The following is a 15,733-nucleotide window of genomic DNA, read 5'->3' on the forward strand; positions in this document are numbered from 1 at the left end:
TTCTCCTCCCTGAGAATTCGGTGCCACCCCAAGGGCGGCCATAGGTGATATAGCGCTAACGGAATGCCGCATGGCAACGCAGAATGCGATGCAATATCCTGACAAGGTGGAAATTTTCACCGCTTTTGTTACCCCGTGTTACGTTGGCCTTGAATCCGTTTCCATTCGTTACAATTGGCGGCGACGGAGAACCCTGAGGAGGAGAAACAGAGTGGGCATTCCCCGGCTCCTGGTGGTGGATGACGATTCGGAGATGCGGTCGATGATGACCCAGTTCTTTCAGCAGAACGGGTATATTGCTCTGCCTGCCAGTTCCGAAAGTGAAATACGCACGCATCTAACCTCGGGGCGGATCGACCTGATCCTGTTGGACGTGATGCTGGGCGATGAAAACGGCGTCGAGATCTGTGCCCGGTTGCGGGCCGAACAGGATGTACCGATCATTCTGGTCTCGGCCCTGTCGGCGGATCATCAGCGCATGGCAGGATATGAGGTTGGAGCAGACGATTACATCGCCAAACCATTCAACCCGCAACTGTTACTGGCCCGCGTCCGTGCGGTGATGCAACGCGCCCGACGCACGCCTTCGCTGGCATACCGCCGCCGCACGCGCACCTTTCACTTTGACGGCTGGGTCTTTGACGGCAAACGGGACGAGGTGCATTCGCCCGAAGGCTATCTGGTTTCCCTGTCCCAACGGGAGACCGCCCTGTTGAAGGTTTTGCTGGCGAACCCGCATATTCCGCTGACCCGTGATGAGATCGCCGCCGCACTGGATGTAACCGGTGAGGCCGACAAGCCTGAGGCGCAAGGCCGTGCCATAGATATGCTGGTGGGGCGGTTGCGGTCGAAAATCGAGGCCAACCCGAAAGACCCCCAGATGCTGCGCACCGAGCGCGGTGTTGGCTATCTGTTTACCGCTGACGTTATGGTGGATGAGGACGCATGACCCTGCGCCTGCGCAGTATTGGGTGGCTCTGGACCCTGTCCGCCTTTGTCGCGGGGCTGGTGGCTGCCGGGATGTGGTTCACCTCGGCACAGGCTTGGAACCGGTATCAGACCGCAGCATTTGTTGCCGGTTTCACCATATACGAAGACTTGCGAACGGGGATGGCGCCGCCACCCGGCCTATTGATCAACCCATTGCCAACCGAGGCAGCCGCTCTTGCTGATAGGGGAGCGTTCCAGCAAATGCCCGGCTTTGCGGATCGCCGCTTTGTCACCAATCTGTCGATTCTGACCGACAGTTCAGCCCCCCTGAGTGGCCGCGAATTGACGCTTGCGGTGTTATCGGATCGACTGGTCTATCCGGTTTCAGACATCGTATCTGGCAGCGATCAGACCGGCCCCGAGAAGATGGGGAACCTGACCCGTCTGTTGGCCACATATTGCAGCGAACCTATCCTGATCGCGCAGTTCGGGCGCGGAGTCTGGCAGCAAGTCGACGGCACCGAAATCTGGGGCTGTAAGGCTGCGCCGGTTGATCTGCGTTTGCCCGCGATATTGCTGGGAATTGTGTCCTTGGCGGTGCTTCTGACCTCGGTCGGGAATGTTTCTGACAGTTTCGCACGTTTCGCTCAGGCACTAGGCGACCGCCGACGTCGCGGCGGGCCGCAAAGCTATGACGCGGACGGGCCCGAAGAGCTGCGCGATATCGTGACTGCGGTGAATGATCACCTGGATGCCGAACGTGCGCAGCTTGAGAAACGCGCCATTGTACTGTCGGGCGTCAGCCACGATCTGGGGACACCTGCAACCCGCGTCCGGCTGCGTGCGGCGCTGATTCCCGATGGTGAGTTGCGCGAAAAGCTCGAGGCCGACGTGGACCAGATGACCGGCATGATAGAAAGCGTGCTTACTTACACGCGATCGGAACTCAGCGTCGAGGAACCGCGCCAGATATCGTTGACCTCGCTGGTTGAATCGCTTGTGGCCGATTATCAGGATATGGACCGGCCAGTGTCGTTGAAAGCCGTTGATCCCGTTGTCGTCGAAAGCGCGTCGTCTGTTTTCATGTCACGCCGTGGGCATGCGTCGCTGCCGGAAACGCGGCGCATCCTGGTGACGGGTCAGCCCATCGCATTGAAACGAGCGTTGTCCAATCTGATCGACAATGCCCTGAAATACGGTCGTCACGCCGAGGTTGAACTGGAAACTGATGCTCAGACCGCCACGATCATCGTCGAAGACAAGGGCACCGACCTATCGGTCGCGGATATCGAGGCGCTACTGGCACCGTTCCAGCGCGGATCAAACATCGGATCTTCGGATGGGTTCGGATTGGGCCTGACAATTGTCAGCACCGTTGCCGAACAACACGGCGGAACGCTGAGTTTCGAGGCCGGAGATCAGGGCCTGCGCGCGCGCCTGCAGATCACCCGGCAATAGTCATGGCACGTAGCTGCGCACCAAGGCGCTGGCGATCAAGGCCCAGCCATCAGCGATGACGAAAAACGCCAATTTGAACGGCAGCGAGACCGTAGCCGGGGGCACCATCATCATTCCCATCGACATCAAAACCGCTGCGACAACGAGATCGATTATCAGGAAAGGCAGGAAAATCAGGAACCCGATCTGAAAGGCCCGCGCGATTTCCGACAACATGAAGGACGGCATCAGCACGGATAACGGGGCCTCGGGCGATAGTTGGATCGCAGCATCATCTGGGCGCAGGTCTGCCATGGCCTGAAACGTGTCGGCATCAATACGCGCTGCCATAAAACTGCGAAACGGCACCAGCGCGCGTTCCAGCGCAGGCTCTACGTCAAGCGTTTCCTCGACCATCGGTTGAATCCCGGTCTCCCACGCCTCGGTAAAAACCGGCTCCATGACGAAATAGGTCAGAAACAGCGCCAGACTGACGATCAACATGTTTGGCGGTGACTGCTGCAAGCCGATTCCTTGCCGCAGGATCGCCAAAACCGTGATCAAAAACGGGAAACAGGTGATCATGATCGCCAGTCCCGGTGCCAGGCTGAGCACCGTGATCAGCAAAATCAACTGGATGGTCCGGGCCGAGATCGACCCGCCCTCGCCCAGGGACAGCGACAGTTCTTGCGCCGCGCCACCGGAGGGTATGACCAGCAAAAATGCCAGCCAAAAAAGGTAGCGCATCATCCGATCCCGTTCTGCAGATCCGAGATTTCGGTCAGCCGTACAGCCAGTTGCCCGGACTGGTCGCCCTCCATCTCTTCCAACAGACCGCGCGCTACCAATTGGTCCCCAACATAGAGGTCAACCGGATCCTCGATCCGCTTGTCCAGTGTCAGTACGGCATTTTCGCCCATGCTCAACAGGTCACGGATCAAAGGCCGCGCACGCCCGACCGAGACGGTGACTTCGATCGGAACAGTCTCGAACGGGTTGGGTTTTTCGGGTTTCGGTGGTTGAGGATCACTCATTTGACAAAGCCTCTTTTGCTTCAAACAGATATGCGTCGAACGTTGCAGCAATGGATGAGAGCAAGGCAGCGCAGTCCACCTCGCGTTGGGCGATCCCCACCTGCAATCGCGCCTGTCCCGGCTGGAGCGAGACATCCTCGATGACCTGGGGACGCGGCGAGATATCCTGCGGCAGCATCGCCTCGACCTGATCCCAGGTGCCCGCCGGGACAGTCAGCTGCAATGGCTGGCCGACCTGCTCACGCGCCATGTCGCAAAGCTGCTCGGTCAATCGCTTCGCAAAGCCATGCTCGATCGTCTCAGGCAGAATAGTCTGAACCAGGCTCTGGAACATCGGTTCCAGCGACAGGGTCATGCGGGTCAATGCTTCTTGATAGGTAAAGGACAGGTCGGATAACGTCGCCGACAGATCGGAGCTTAGCTGTGTGCCAGTCTGTTCCTGTGCCTGAACCGCATCTTCCCAGCCCGCCCCATAGCCTTGTTCAAATGCAGCAAGCCGCTGTTCTTCCAGTGCGTCTTCATCCAGTAGATGTACGGCCACCCCAGCCGCAGAGGCGTTGAAGTCTTCAAGAAGATGAGCGATCGACATCACACCTTCTCCTCGCCTTCTTCAAGCCAGCTGCGCAGGATCTCTACCGTCTCTTCCTGCTTGTCGCCGATCATGGCGCGCAAACGGTCGACAGGATCTTCCCCACGCGCAGCGGCAATCGCCGGAACATTCGGCTGCGCCGCATCCGCGAGCGGTGCAAAGTCCGGCGCATCTGCGGTCGCAATTTCTCCGGTCAGGGAAGGCGCTGGGGCGACCTCGACCGGTGCACCTGCTGGCAGCAGCGCCGATGCCGCAGATTTCGTCAGAATTGGCCGTATGACAAACAGACCCAAAACAAGGGAAACCAGCGCCAAAACCACCATCTGAATTAGCGACATAGCGTCGATATGCATGTTCTGCCAAATCGACCCGGACACCAACTCGCCCTGGGGTTCAACCATGGGCAAGTCGAGCGATTTCAGTGTGATGACGTCGCCGCGTTCAGCATCAAACCCGACCGCAGAAGCCACAAGCTCTTGCAGTGCATCAAGCTCGGGCTGCGGCATGGGTTCAAAAATCTCGACGCCATCTGTACCTGCCGCTCGAACACCATTGACCAGCACCGCGACAGTCAGACGTTTGATCGCACCTGGCGCGCGATGAACTTCCAACTCGGTCTCTGACACCTCATAATTCACCCGTTCGCGGGTCTGAGTGGCATTCGAATTGGATTCATCGCCTCCTGCCCCGTCGCCATCCGGCAGATTCGACGCCACTGTCACATCCGCCGACTGATTACGCGCACTGTCCGACCGTTCTTCAACATCCGTGCTGATCGCAACACGGCCTTTGGGGTCAAAGCGACGTTCCCGGATAGACTCGGTTTCGGTCACCGTATCTACGCTGACCTCAACCACCGCGTTGCCGGCCCCGACCCGGGCTTCGACCAGACGCAGGACTTTCTCACGCAATTGGCGCGCCTTATCATCTGCAGTATCGGCTGCCACCGCCGTGTCCTGCGCGCCAATCACGGCCCCGTTTGAATCAATCACAGTGACGTTTTCCGGTGCCAGCCCGCTAACCGCCGACGCCACTAAAAACCGGATCGCCTTTGCCTGATCTCCGTTAATCGGTGCACCCGACGGGACCAGATAAACCGAAGCGGTTGGTGCTATGCTGCGCTGAAACGGGTTGGAGGAGCTGTTGGCGATGTGCACCCGGGCCTTGCTGACATGCGGGCTGCCCACAATCGTGCGCGCCAGCTCTCCTTCTTTTGCGCGCCAATAGGCGGCATCAAACATCTGCGACGTAGTGCCAAAGCCGCTGAGCGAATCCAGCAGTTCGTAACCGCGATTGCCGTTCGCAGGCAGGCCCTCGCTGGCCAAAGTCATCCGCAACTCATCCCGCTGAACGCCGGGGACGTAGATCGAGCCACCCCTTATTTCATAATTCACACCACGCTGGTCCAGCGCCCGCACGATATCCCCGGCTGCACCGCTTTCGAGCCCCGCATAAAGCAGCGTCATCGACGGCACTGTCACAATCCGTGACATCGCAAGCACACCCAGAAACACCAGTGCCACGGCACCGGCCACGATAATTTGTTTGCGCCTGTCCAAACTAGCCCAGACAGTTCCGATCTGCTGCACGCTTACCTCCGACTCACCGACATTCTGTGCGGCTCTGCCCTTGTTTGGACGATTGCCCTTAACAATCGGTTAGTCCCTGAGGGGTTATGACGGTTGCCGAACAGATTCATGAGGACCGCATGACCGACGCAACTGCAGATGAGGCGGAAGCCCCTAAAAAATCAGGGAAAAAAGGCCTTCTGCTTGGGCTGATTCTGGCTGTCGCGGGCGGTGTTGGTGGCTATTTCATAACTGCATCCGGCCTGCTTCCCATAGGTGGGTCCGAGATGGTGAAAGAGGCCAAAAAGAAAGGCGAAGACGCTTCCGTAAAGGCACTTCCCGATGTGAAATTTGTCGATCTTCCGCCGGTGATCATCTCGGTCAAGTCAGATGATTCGCGACATTTAAAATTTCACGCGCAGCTTGAAGTGAATGCGGGCTACGCCGCCGAGGTTGAAAAGATGCAGCCGCGAATCATGGACGTTCTGAACAGCTATTTGCGCGCCCTTGAGTTAACCGATCTGGAAGATTCTCTGGCTTTGATGAGGATCCGCGGACACCTGCTACGACGCATTGGGATCGTCGTTGGCGAAGGCCGCGTGCGTGACGTTCTGGTCATGGAATTTGTACTGAATTAGGAGGCGATGGTGGAGTTGATTGCCGATATTCTGCTGGTTGCGGGCGCTCTTGGGGCTGGTCTGTATTGTTTCGTTCTGTCGCGACGCCTGAAGCGGTTTACCGATCTTGAGAAGGGTGTGGGTGGCGCCGTTTCTGTGCTGTCCTCGCAAGCAGAAGAGTTGCGAAAATCGCTGGATAGCGCGCGTCAGGCTTCGGATGATTCCGGCACCGCGTTGCAGACGCTGACCGAACGGGCAGAAACCGTCGCACAACGGTTGGAGCTTATGATGGCCTCGATGCACGATGTCGTTCAGGAAGAGCCCTCTGAGCCAGACGCTCCCATGGATCAGCCAGATAACGCACCTGCTGAGGACAGGTCTGAGCAGCCCGGCGAAGCACAAGAAACTGCATCCGATCCGTCTGGTGAACCAACTGAGGTCTCGACTGAGCCATCGGAAGCACCACCAGAGCCGCCCGCAAAGAAACCAGAAGGCCTGATGTTCTTTCGGCACGCCGCTCCATCTGGCGGAGCAGCGAAATGAGTCGCAACCGGGCAAAAGCGCCTGATCGCCGAGCGCGCGGCGGTGTTCTGACCGTCATTTCCTTGCTGATGGTCGGCTCTGCGATTATTCGCATCGGGCTTGAGGCCGGGCCTGCACTTGCCCGCGGCGCGGAACCAAACATGGCCTCGCCCGCCGGTGGTGAACGCAAAGAGGCGAATGCGGCAGATCTACAATTGCTGCTTACGGAACTATTGCGCCGTGAAAAGACTCTAAACCAGCGTGAAAGCACGATTTTGGACCGGGAACGGGCGCTCGACATTGCCGATCAGGCCATCGAAACCCGGCTCACCATGCTGGAGGACGCCGAGAACGCTCTGCGTGAAACGGTGGCGATTGCCGAAAAGGCCGCCGAAAACGATCTGACACAACTGACTGACGTGTATCAGAGCATGAAGCCCAAAGATGCCGCCGCGTTGTTCGAAACGATGGACGCGGTATTCGCCGCTGGCTTCCTGTCTCGCATGCCACCGGAAGCTGCCGCTGAAGTTATGGCCGGTCTCAGCCCCGAGGCTGCTTACACCATCAGCGTGATCATGGCCGGGCGCAATGCACGTGCCCCACAGGAATGACCCTCATGGCCATATCTATCTGCACCCTCAACGCTGGAGACCTTTCATGATCGGGCTCATCGGAATTGCCGTCATCTTTGTCATGGTATTCGGCGGCTACCTTGCCGCAGGCGGTAAGATGGCAATCATTATGAAATCACTGCCCTTCGAGATGATGATGATCGGAGGGGCCGCAGTCGGCGCATTTCTGATCAGCAATGATATCGGCGGCGTAAAACACACCGCCAAGGATATCGCGAAAGTTTTTAAAGGACCCAAATGGAAGCCCGAGGATTATCGCGATCTGTTATGCTTGTTATTCTCTCTGATCCGGATCGCACGCGCGAACCCGGTCGAGGTAGAGCAGCACATTGAAGAGCCAGGAAGCTCATCGCTATTTTCCGCATATCCCAAGATTCAAGCCGACAAAGAAGCGGTGGACCTGATCTGTGACACCATGCGCTCGGCGGCGATGAACTATGACGACCCGCACCAGGTTGAGGAGGTGCTGGAGAAGCGGATGGAGGCGAACTTCCACCATGCCATGCATTCAAGCCACGCGCTGCAAACCGTTGCTGACGGGTTGCCCGCTCTGGGGATCGTGGCCGCCGTTCTGGGTGTGATCAAGACGATGGGATCAATCGACCAACCACCGGAAGTCCTAGGTAAGCTGATCGGCGGCGCGTTGGTTGGGACGTTTCTGGGGGTTTTTCTGGCTTATGGATTGGTGGGCCCTTTTGCGGGCAAGCTGAAATCTGTTGTCGAAGAAGACAACCACTTTTATCAACTCATCAAAGAGGTTCTGGTGGCTAATCTTCACAACCACAACGCGGCCATGTGTATAGAGGTCGGCCGCCAGAACACACCGACCCACAACCGGCCCGGTTTCTCGGAACTTGAAGACGCGCTTAAGGAACTCAAGCAGGCTGCAGCATGATCCGCGCATTGTCTTTGGTCTTGCTCACATGGGGCACAAGCGCGTCAGCACAGGCTTTGTCCGTGCGATCGGGCGAGCATGAGGGATACACGCGTCTGGTGGTACAGGTCCCCTCTGGCACCGGTTGGATGTTGGATCCGGTCGAGAACGGCGCGCGGCTGAGCATTGGCATCGATAATGCGACATTCAACACTGCAGCTGTCTTCGACCGCCTGTCGGGGAACCGTCTGCAATCGCTTCAACAGGTCGGGCCAGGTGCAGCGTTGGAGATGACATTTGGGTGCGACTGCGTGGCAACGGCATTTCTGCATCGCCAAACTATGGTGGTCATAGATATCGCACCCGACCAGGGTACACCTGCAAATGACCCGGTAGAGCCAGAGGCGCCTCCCAGGACTGCAAGTATCCCGGCCCCAAAACCCTTACCTACTGATATTCCAGCCACCGAACTGGCCTTGCCTTTGCTGCAGTTAAATCAACGAAATTTTGAGGAGCAGTTGGCATCACGTATATTGCAAAGCGCTGATCGAGAGGTTGTTGATCTTGAACTGGCAGGTGTCGGACGCAGGGAATCGTCCAGTTTTGGTCCGCTGCGATCTTCGGAAAAGCTGGTGCCAAATCTGCGACTGTCTTCAGTGCTCGATGGGGTTTCGGGGCTAGGCAATCTGGCAGTTCCTCAGATTGATAGCAAACCGGAATGTATCACGGACAGCGAACTGGGTTTTGAGACATGGTCGGGCGCTCGATCATTTTCCGAGGATGTGGCCGAATTGCGGGTCGGGCTATTTCAGGAATTCGATCGTGTCGACCAGGCGTATGCAATGGATTTGGCGAAGCTCTATACGTATTTCGGGTTCGGTGTAGAAGCGCACCAAGCCCTGTCTTTGTTGTCGGAGACCTCGGTTGAGCAGCGCAGAGTAGCGGCCATCGCATCAGTGATGGACGGGTTGCCTGCACCGACGCCGAACCCTTTGGAAGGGCAGCAAAGATGTGATGGTGCCGCCGCACTCTGGGCGCTTTTGAGTGAGGGTAAACTTCAATCCGATGTGCATGTGAAAGCGATCGAACGCAGTTTTGGTCGGCTGCCGTGGCATCTCAGGCAACATCTCGGCCCGGATATCGCCGAGATGTTTGTCTCGGCAAGCCGGCTTGAAGCATCGCGACGGATCTTGCGTGCGGTCGAACGGATCTTAGAGGACGAACCCGCTGATGTAACCTTTGCCCAAGCCAGAATCGCGGATGCTGCAGGGGATACCGATACCGCGGAAACGCTGTTGACCGAGGTCATATCGGCGCCCGATGCCGCAACCGATGCGCCGTTAGCACTTGCGCGGTTGATCGAAAAGCGGTGGTCGGACCGGGGTACGGTCTCGCCCCGCGACCTCGATTTAGCTGCAAGTTATGCGCGCGAGCTTCGGAAGTCCGAACTTGGCCCGATGTTGGCGCGTGCTCACGCTTTGGCGATGGCTTTGTCCCAGGATTTTACCGGAGCTCTTGCCGGTTTTGAGGATGTCTCAGATTCCGACGAATGGCAGAGGACACGAGATCAGGTGTTCCAATTGCTGGCGGAGCGGGCCGACGACATTACTTTCCTGCGCCATGTGATGGAATTGAAGGACAGGCGACGCAACGCGCTGGCGGTCGAAACTGCCGTGTCCATGGCAGAGCGATTGGCTGACCTTGGGTTTTCAGCGCAGGCTTACGCGCTGGCAAACCGACCGCAAGATCGGGAACGCAGCCGTGATCGTGCTCGGCTTCGGGCAAAGGCGGCTCTGATGGACAACCGTCCCCGTCAGGCGCTGCTGGAAATCGCGGACGATTCCTCGGACACCGCGCAAGAGTTGCGCGCCCAGGCCATGATGCAAACACAGGATTTCGATGCCGCCGCGCGCGCATTGCAGGCAGGCGGGAAGCACGAGATGGCCGCTCGATACAACTGGTTGGCGGGCTCCGGCGGTGCGGATGAAGAGAGGTCAAACACCTTCACCGATTTGTCCCGCATCCGAACATCCCTGATCAAGCCGGTTGCGCGACAGCCGGACAAGCCATTGTCGGACGCCGCAATGCTAATACAGGACAGCACCATCGCACGCGCGCAGATCATTGAAATGCTTGAGACAGTGCGCGCAATCGACCCGAATTGAACCTTGGAAGTCTGTTCTTGCAGAGACAAGTGTAACTGCTTTGGCCTGTAGGCTGATAGACGCCAAAATCAGCCTCTAACAAGGGTATTGAATTCATTTTGACTTCCTATGCATCAATCAATGATGCCCATCGGACAGTGGCGGTAAACTCAGTGAACGTGTCGAAGATCTTCAGCTGGCTCAATGATCATTCAGGACCACCGCACGCGTTCAAGTGTGCTGGTTCTTGGACAACTCTATCTGAGATTACGATCACCACATCTGCCCTTGGTAAACCGGGCCGAGTGACTCGGACTTTCTGAAACCGTATTCCAGGGCACTACGGTTGCCACATCGGGATCCGGCAGACCCGCCCCAGAAATGTGTTCAGCCCAGATGCGAACATGCACCGCCAAAACAATCGCTACAATTGGCATTGCGTATTGTGCCGGGGACATGGTCTGGGGTTGGCCCGAAGATAGCTCGCCCTTTCCAGCATCGCCACGTCAATCCAACCAAACTTGGCCAGATGATAAAGGATCAAACTGCACCGATCACAAAAGCTTGGGCGTGTGTTTTCACAGGCTGATCTCCGGTTTGCGGAGGAGGCGTCTTGAGGAATTTAGTCATATGTACGAGCCAGCATGTGCTCTGTCCCCGACGTGAACCATCAAGAACAGAGACTATTCAACCGGATTTACTCAGTATGGGGCCTCCACATCATTCATCGAGACGTAGACTGTCTTCATCTCGCTGAAGTGGTTGATTGCCAGTTTCGAGTTCTCGCGACCTACGCCCGACATCTTGGAGCCGCCGAAAGGCGCCTCTACCGGGGCCAGGTTATAAGTGTTGATATAGCAAGTTCCCGCCTCAAAACCTGCCACGATGCGGTGGGCGCGGGTCAGGTCGTTGGTGAAGACGCCGGCGGCCAGACCGAATTCGGTGTCATTGGCACGGGCCAGAACCTCTTCTTCGGTGTCGAAGTCCAGCACCGACATCACCGGGCCGAAAATCTCTTCGCGCGCGATTGTCATATCGTCCTTAACATCGGCAAAAACCGTGGGCTGCATGTAGAAACCATCGCCTTGGACCCGTTCGCCGCCATAGATCAGCCGCGCGCCTTCGGCCCTCCCCTTTTCGACATAGCCAAGCGCGATATTCATTTGGTTTTCGCTGACCATCGGGCCAAAGTTGACCTCTTCATCCATCGGGTCGCCGATTTTCGCCGTAGCAAGGCGTTCAGACAGGCGCTTAAGGAACGCTTCCTTGATTCCCTTTTGCACAAAAACTCGAGTGCCGTTGGAACAGACCTGTCCCGAGGAGTAGAAATTTCCCAGAATGGCGCCTGACACGGCATTTTCGATGTCGGCGTCGTCGAACACGATCATCGGGGACTTGCCACCCAATTCCATGGTGACATGTTTCATGCTATCGGCGGCAGCAGCGTACACCTTGCGGCCCGTTGGAACCGACCCTGTTAGCGAGACCTTGGCCACTCGGGGGTCGGTCACCAGGCTGGCGCCTACATCACCGTAGCCCTGAACAACGTTATAGACGCCTTTGGGTGCACCTGCCTCGATCAAAATCTCGGCTACTTGCAATGCCGACAGCGGAGTAGTCTCGGAAGGCTTGAAGATCATTGTGTTTCCGCACGCCAACGCCGGGGCACCCTTCCAGCAAGCGATCTGCGTCGGGTAGTTCCATGCCCCAATGCCCACACAAACGCCGAGCGCCTCGCGGACGGTATAGACAAAATCCCCGTCTGCCAGAGGGATATGTTCTCCGGTCAGCGAGGCCGCCAGACCGCCAAAATACTCCAGCGCATCCGCGCCGCTGGTAGCGTCGGCCACCAGCGTTTCCTGCAAAGGTTTGCCGGTATCATGGGTTTCGATAATCGATAAGTCACGATTGCGATCCCGCATGATGTCGGCCGCGCGTCGCAGCACACGGCCTCGCTCGGTGCCCGATAGGGCAGCCCAGGCCGCTTGGGCCGATTTTGCGCTGTTTAGAGCCTTTTCAACAATCTCAGGCGTGGCGGAATGCAGCCGTGCGATGACCTCTCCGGTGGCGGGGTAGATAACGTCGATGGGCGCGCCATTGGTGTCCTCGACATACTCGCCATCGATGAAATGGCTGGCCTTAGGTTGAAATTTCATGCCGGTTCCCTCTGTGTTCAGAAATCTCTTTAGGCAAAAAGATCGCGTGCGTTGAGGATCGAATTATCGATTATTGACTGATCAGTCAATCAAGCCGCGGATTGGCAGGTTCTCGCCTAACCCAAAGGGTCTTCCCTTGAAACGAAAGGTTAATGTTCTATTTATGTTCTACATAGTCAGAGGATTACCCGATGGCCCAGAACATGCGAAATACCGCCCTGAGCGGCCCGACAAACGACTATCACCTGCTGCCAGTTACAGATCGGCAGATGCGCTTTGCCCGCGCCATCGCGCAACAATCAGCGCTTGAGATTCCGGTCGAGGCGCAGCGTGACCGCAAATCCCTGTCGGACTGGATTTCAGCCCATAAGCCGCATGATCCGTCGCCCTTTGCAAACTACCCAACAGGTAAGCAGGTTGCTTTTGCCGAACGTATCTCGCGCAGCAAGCGCCGCCCGATCCCGTCCGAATGTTTCCGCGACAAACAAATGATGTCGCGCTGGATCGATCATAATAAATAGATCGCTCTATTTGCCGTGGTTGCGCGCGTATAGCGCGACGGCGGCGGCCACAAACATGCCCAACAGGATGTAACCCGTCACAGCCTCGGCCACAGCCAGCCCACGGCAAAAGCCAGTTGGGGACATGTCCCCATATCCGACCGTTGTGAAGGTGACGTATGAAAAATACAGAATATCGGCTGGCCCTTCGGCGCCGATCACACAATGGTCGTTATATCCAAACGCGCCGTAGACGGCTGCGAACAGGAATGGCACGACCTGGATGAAGGACACCCCCATCAGGAACAACAACCTCCGGGGAGATTTCACCTGGGTCATGTAGTACCAGGACTGCGAGGCGATCCAGATCAGAAGGCCTACCGAAGAAAGAGTGCCAATGGTGTCGCCTGCAGTAGCTTCGTTCAGGCGCGACAGACCGTACCACGCAAGAAAGCTTGCCAAGACCAGCCCAAGCGCCGCCAGCAAAGTTGATTTCCATTCTTCCAGGGTTCTGGGTTCGTGGGTCATGAGCGCTCCGTCGGTTGGGCTTGCGCACAATCATCCGATTTCAAACGCAGCCTGCAAGCTGATTTCAGTCAGAGCCCAGATGTTCCTCGCCCCGCGCGCGGGCCAGCTGTATCTGCTTTTGCCGCTCGCGAAACCGCGCCTTGTCCTGTTCTGAAGTCTCATTGATACACCGATGGCAGGATACGCCATGCTCGTATTCAGGGCGTTTCACATCTTCGGGCAGGATCGGGCGACGGCAACCATGGCACAGCTTGTGTGGGCCTTCGACCAGACCATGACCAACTGAGACGCGGTTGTCGAAGACAAAACACTCACCCTGCCAAGTGCTGTCTTCGGGTGGCGTTTCTTCCAGATACCGCAGGATGCCACCTTTCAGGTGATAGACATCTTCGACCCCTTGCCCCAGCAGGTAGTTGGTGGATTTTTCGCACCGGATGCCACCGGTGCAGAACATCGCAACGCGTTTGTTGTGAAAGCGGTCCTTGTTATGTTCCCACCACGCCGGGAAATCGCGGAAACTGGCTGTGTTAGGGTCTATTGCACCCTCAAACGTGCCAATCGCCACCTCGTAATCGTTGCGAGTGTCGATCACCACCACATCATCCGAACGGATCAGCGCGTTCCAGTCCTCAGGCTCGACGTAATTCCCGACATTTGCGCGGGGATCGACATCGGGCTGGCCCATAGTCACGATCTCTTTCTTCAACCGCACCTTCATCTTGCCGAAGGGCGGGTGGTCCGAGGTCGCCTCTTTCCACTCAAGATCACTGCATCCTGGCAACGCACGGATATGCGCCAGAACCGCATCGATACCTGCGCGGGGTCCGGCGATGGTGCCATTGATCCCTTCTTGCGCCAACAGCAGGGTGCCTTTTACCGACTGCGCGCGGCAAAGCTCGTGCAAAGCCGGGCGCAGCGCATCGGGGTCGGAAAAACGCGTGAAATGATAGAGGGCAGCGATTGTGTACATGTGGGCGATCTAATGCCCTTGGCAAAAACACACAAGAGACCGGATTGACGATACCCGCTGCGCACCATACCGATAACACGACTTTAGGAGGCCAGCATGTCCCACGCCCTGCTCGTTATCGATGTTCAGAATGACTTCTGCCCAGGCGGCGCGCTTGCTGTTGCCGGAGGGGACGAGATCGTCGCACCGATCAATGCGATCATGGATACGTTCGATACGGTGATCCTGACACAGGATTGGCACCCGTCGGGGCATTCTTCATTCGCCAGTTCTCATACTGGCAAAGCGCCGTTCGAGATGATCGACATGCCTTATGGCCCTCAGGTCTTGTGGCCCGATCACTGTGTTCAGAGCAGCGCAGGCGCGAACTTCCATGCGGATTTGCGAACAGATGGCGATCTGATCATCCGCAAGGGATTTCGCAGCGCTATCGATAGCTATAGCGCGTTTTTCGAAAACGACCATTCCACGCCCACTGGTCTAAAAGGCTATCTTGAGACGCGCGGGATCACGCAGCTGACCATGGTCGGTTTGGCGACAGATTTCTGCGTGCATTATTCGGCGGTAGATGCGGCACAGCTGGGGTTTGATGTCACCGTCTTAAGCAACTTGTGCCGCGCCATTGATATGGACGGATCTTTGGCTGTCGCAGAGCAGGCCATGCGCGCAGCAGGTGTGACACTGGCCTGAGGATCAAAGCGCGGCACCATGCTCGGCCAGCAGTTTCAGAAACACAAACAGGATCACGGCAAGACCTAACGCGAAACCGATACGCCCAGAAACCGTGCGACGCTTTGGACGCACTGTTCTTGGGCGTGGCGCTTGCAATGGTCGCTCGGGCATTTTCCGGTTCACGGTCCCGGGCTTTGCGGTCCTGATATGGCCCAAGAAGTGATGGAAATCGAACTCACCACTATACTCTCCCTGGACACCCATATTCCGGATATTCGCAAAAAGCCGCTTTAGGATCAGGAGGCGATCTTCAGCCTCTTCTGGCCGAAAATAACCTCGGGCAAGATGCCCATCCGACTCGTCCAGGCTAAATCCTGATTCCAGAAATATTCTGCGAATCTTGGGCGATGCAGCGCGCAATGCGTCTGCCGTCTTGATATCCCTGAACCGCGCCCGCACCGGGGGCCGCCCAGTTATCGATGTTTGCCCATGCTCAGGATCAACCTCATCCGGAGCTATTGCAACAATGTCAAAATCGTACTCGAGACTCATTCACTAAC

General features: G+C 57.2%; 17 protein-coding genes. 9 read left to right on the plus strand and 8 right to left on the minus strand.

Annotated elements, in window-relative coordinates; all coding sequences use genetic code 11:
* Positions 1-211 precede the first annotated feature (211 nt).
* Together ACR0BI_RS11560 and ACR0BI_RS11565 are read left to right on the plus strand one after the other, a co-directional pair.
* Positions 212-949: a response regulator transcription factor gene (locus tag ACR0BI_RS11560; protein WP_170408540.1), complete on the plus strand. Its 738-nt coding sequence runs from the start codon at positions 212-214 to the stop codon at positions 947-949.
* A complete protein-coding gene (locus tag ACR0BI_RS11565) occupies positions 946-2,388 on the plus strand; it encodes a sensor histidine kinase (RefSeq protein ID WP_170598324.1) in 1,443 nt (480 codons plus the stop codon). Before ACR0BI_RS11560 ends, ACR0BI_RS11565 begins: the two co-directional genes overlap by 4 nt.
* On the opposite strand, the gene fliP is transcribed toward ACR0BI_RS11565, so the two are convergent.
* The 4 genes from fliP to fliF are packed head-to-tail and all read right to left on the minus strand — an operon-like array spanning position 2,389 to position 5,579.
* On the minus strand, positions 2,389-3,117 hold the full coding sequence (gene fliP, locus ACR0BI_RS11570; protein WP_170626750.1) for a flagellar type III secretion system pore protein FliP: 729 nt from the start codon (positions 3,115-3,117) through the stop codon (positions 2,389-2,391).
* Complete coding sequence (locus tag ACR0BI_RS11575) at positions 3,114-3,401, minus strand: FliM/FliN family flagellar motor switch protein (RefSeq protein WP_170394848.1); 288 nt, start codon at positions 3,399-3,401, stop codon at positions 3,114-3,116. Before ACR0BI_RS11575 ends, fliP begins: the two co-directional genes overlap by 4 nt.
* The gene (locus ACR0BI_RS11580) at positions 3,394-3,990 is read right to left on the minus strand and encodes an ABC transporter ATP-binding protein (protein ID WP_170394851.1); all 597 of its coding nucleotides are present in this window, start codon (positions 3,988-3,990) and stop codon (positions 3,394-3,396) included. The genes ACR0BI_RS11575 and ACR0BI_RS11580 overlap by 8 nt, the downstream gene beginning before the upstream one ends.
* Positions 3,990-5,579 (minus strand): flagellar basal-body MS-ring/collar protein FliF, encoded by a 1,590-nt coding sequence (fliF, locus tag ACR0BI_RS11585; RefSeq protein WP_170426084.1) that lies wholly within the window; start codon positions 5,577-5,579, stop codon positions 3,990-3,992. The genes ACR0BI_RS11580 and fliF overlap by 1 nt, the downstream gene beginning before the upstream one ends.
* 119 nt (positions 5,580-5,698) lie before the next feature.
* On the opposite strand from fliF, the gene ACR0BI_RS11590 reads away from it, so the two are divergent.
* Genes ACR0BI_RS11590 through ACR0BI_RS11610 form a run of 5 tightly spaced genes read left to right on the plus strand, consistent with a single transcriptional unit; the run spans position 5,699 to position 10,368 of the window.
* A complete protein-coding gene (locus ACR0BI_RS11590) occupies positions 5,699-6,196 on the plus strand; it encodes a flagellar basal body-associated FliL family protein (RefSeq protein ID WP_170466650.1) in 498 nt (165 codons plus the stop codon).
* 9 nt (positions 6,197-6,205) lie between these two features.
* Positions 6,206-6,718 carry a hypothetical protein gene (locus ACR0BI_RS11595; RefSeq protein ID WP_480561925.1) on the plus strand — a complete coding sequence of 171 codons (513 nt, stop codon included), beginning with the start codon at positions 6,206-6,208 and terminating at the stop codon, positions 6,716-6,718.
* Complete coding sequence (locus ACR0BI_RS11600; RefSeq protein ID WP_170664295.1) at positions 6,715-7,308, plus strand: MotE family protein; 594 nt, start codon at positions 6,715-6,717, stop codon at positions 7,306-7,308. Before ACR0BI_RS11595 ends, ACR0BI_RS11600 begins: the two co-directional genes overlap by 4 nt.
* A gap of 46 nt (positions 7,309-7,354) precedes the next feature.
* Positions 7,355-8,224, plus strand: coding sequence for a flagellar motor stator protein MotA (motA, locus tag ACR0BI_RS11605; RefSeq protein WP_170408548.1), 870 nt, complete (start codon positions 7,355-7,357; stop codon positions 8,222-8,224).
* On the plus strand, positions 8,221-10,368 hold the full coding sequence (locus ACR0BI_RS11610; protein WP_480561922.1) for a tetratricopeptide repeat protein: 2,148 nt from the start codon (positions 8,221-8,223) through the stop codon (positions 10,366-10,368). The genes motA and ACR0BI_RS11610 overlap by 4 nt, the downstream gene beginning before the upstream one ends.
* 680 nt (positions 10,369-11,048) lie before the next feature.
* Here ACR0BI_RS11610 and betB read toward each other — a convergent pair.
* Positions 11,049-12,503, minus strand: coding sequence for a betaine-aldehyde dehydrogenase (gene betB / locus ACR0BI_RS11615; RefSeq protein WP_480561920.1), 1,455 nt, complete (start codon positions 12,501-12,503; stop codon positions 11,049-11,051).
* Positions 12,504-12,694: 191 nt separating this feature from the next.
* Between betB and ACR0BI_RS11620 the strand changes: the two genes are divergently transcribed.
* Positions 12,695-13,024 (plus strand): hypothetical protein, encoded by a 330-nt coding sequence (locus ACR0BI_RS11620; RefSeq protein WP_480561918.1) that lies wholly within the window; start codon positions 12,695-12,697, stop codon positions 13,022-13,024.
* A 6-nt stretch (positions 13,025-13,030) separates the two neighbouring features.
* Here the strand turns inward: ACR0BI_RS11620 and ACR0BI_RS11625 are convergent, their stop codons facing one another.
* Positions 13,031-13,531, minus strand: coding sequence for a potassium channel family protein (locus ACR0BI_RS11625; protein WP_170394876.1), 501 nt, complete (start codon positions 13,529-13,531; stop codon positions 13,031-13,033).
* A gap of 64 nt (positions 13,532-13,595) precedes the next feature.
* Positions 13,596-14,501, minus strand: a complete 906-nt coding sequence (trhO, locus tag ACR0BI_RS11630; RefSeq protein ID WP_170737172.1) for an oxygen-dependent tRNA uridine(34) hydroxylase TrhO — start codon at positions 14,499-14,501, stop codon at positions 13,596-13,598.
* 96 nt (positions 14,502-14,597) lie between these two features.
* On the opposite strand from trhO, the gene pncA reads away from it, so the two are divergent.
* On the plus strand, positions 14,598-15,191 hold the full coding sequence (pncA, locus tag ACR0BI_RS11635; protein ID WP_170737170.1) for a bifunctional nicotinamidase/pyrazinamidase: 594 nt from the start codon (positions 14,598-14,600) through the stop codon (positions 15,189-15,191).
* A gap of 3 nt (positions 15,192-15,194) precedes the next feature.
* On the opposite strand, the gene ACR0BI_RS11640 is transcribed toward pncA, so the two are convergent.
* Positions 15,195-15,725, minus strand: a complete 531-nt coding sequence (locus ACR0BI_RS11640) for a hypothetical protein (RefSeq protein ID WP_170737168.1) — start codon at positions 15,723-15,725, stop codon at positions 15,195-15,197.
* Positions 15,726-15,733: the final 8 nt, after the last annotated feature.

This window comes from Ruegeria sp. E5, assembly GCF_056534105.1.

Bases quoted from the DNA above. Each gene is read 5' to 3' on its own strand.
- ACR0BI_RS11565 (WP_170598324.1), top strand. From the start codon at position 946: ATGACCCTGCGCCTGCGCAGTATTGGGTGGCTCTGGACCCTGTCCGCC.
- fliP (WP_170626750.1), bottom strand. From the start codon at position 3,117: ATGATGCGCTACCTTTTTTGGCTGGCATTTTTGCTGGTCATACCCTCC.
- ACR0BI_RS11575 (WP_170394848.1), bottom strand. From the start codon at position 3,401: ATGAGTGATCCTCAACCACCGAAACCCGAAAAACCCAACCCGTTCGAG.
- ACR0BI_RS11580 (WP_170394851.1), bottom strand. From the start codon at position 3,990: ATGTCGATCGCTCATCTTCTTGAAGACTTCAACGCCTCTGCGGCTGGG.
- ACR0BI_RS11590 (WP_170466650.1), top strand. From the start codon at position 5,699: ATGACCGACGCAACTGCAGATGAGGCGGAAGCCCCTAAAAAATCAGGG.
- ACR0BI_RS11600 (WP_170664295.1), top strand. From the start codon at position 6,715: ATGAGTCGCAACCGGGCAAAAGCGCCTGATCGCCGAGCGCGCGGCGGT.
- motA (WP_170408548.1), top strand. From the start codon at position 7,355: ATGATCGGGCTCATCGGAATTGCCGTCATCTTTGTCATGGTATTCGGC.
- ACR0BI_RS11610 (WP_480561922.1), top strand. From the start codon at position 8,221: ATGATCCGCGCATTGTCTTTGGTCTTGCTCACATGGGGCACAAGCGCG.
- betB (WP_480561920.1), bottom strand. From the start codon at position 12,503: ATGAAATTTCAACCTAAGGCCAGCCATTTCATCGATGGCGAGTATGTC.
- ACR0BI_RS11620 (WP_480561918.1), top strand. From the start codon at position 12,695: ATGGCCCAGAACATGCGAAATACCGCCCTGAGCGGCCCGACAAACGAC.
- ACR0BI_RS11625 (WP_170394876.1), bottom strand. From the start codon at position 13,531: ATGACCCACGAACCCAGAACCCTGGAAGAATGGAAATCAACTTTGCTG.
- trhO (WP_170737172.1), bottom strand. From the start codon at position 14,501: ATGTACACAATCGCTGCCCTCTATCATTTCACGCGTTTTTCCGACCCC.
- pncA (WP_170737170.1), top strand. From the start codon at position 14,598: ATGTCCCACGCCCTGCTCGTTATCGATGTTCAGAATGACTTCTGCCCA.
- ACR0BI_RS11640 (WP_170737168.1), bottom strand. From the start codon at position 15,725: ATGAGTCTCGAGTACGATTTTGACATTGTTGCAATAGCTCCGGATGAG.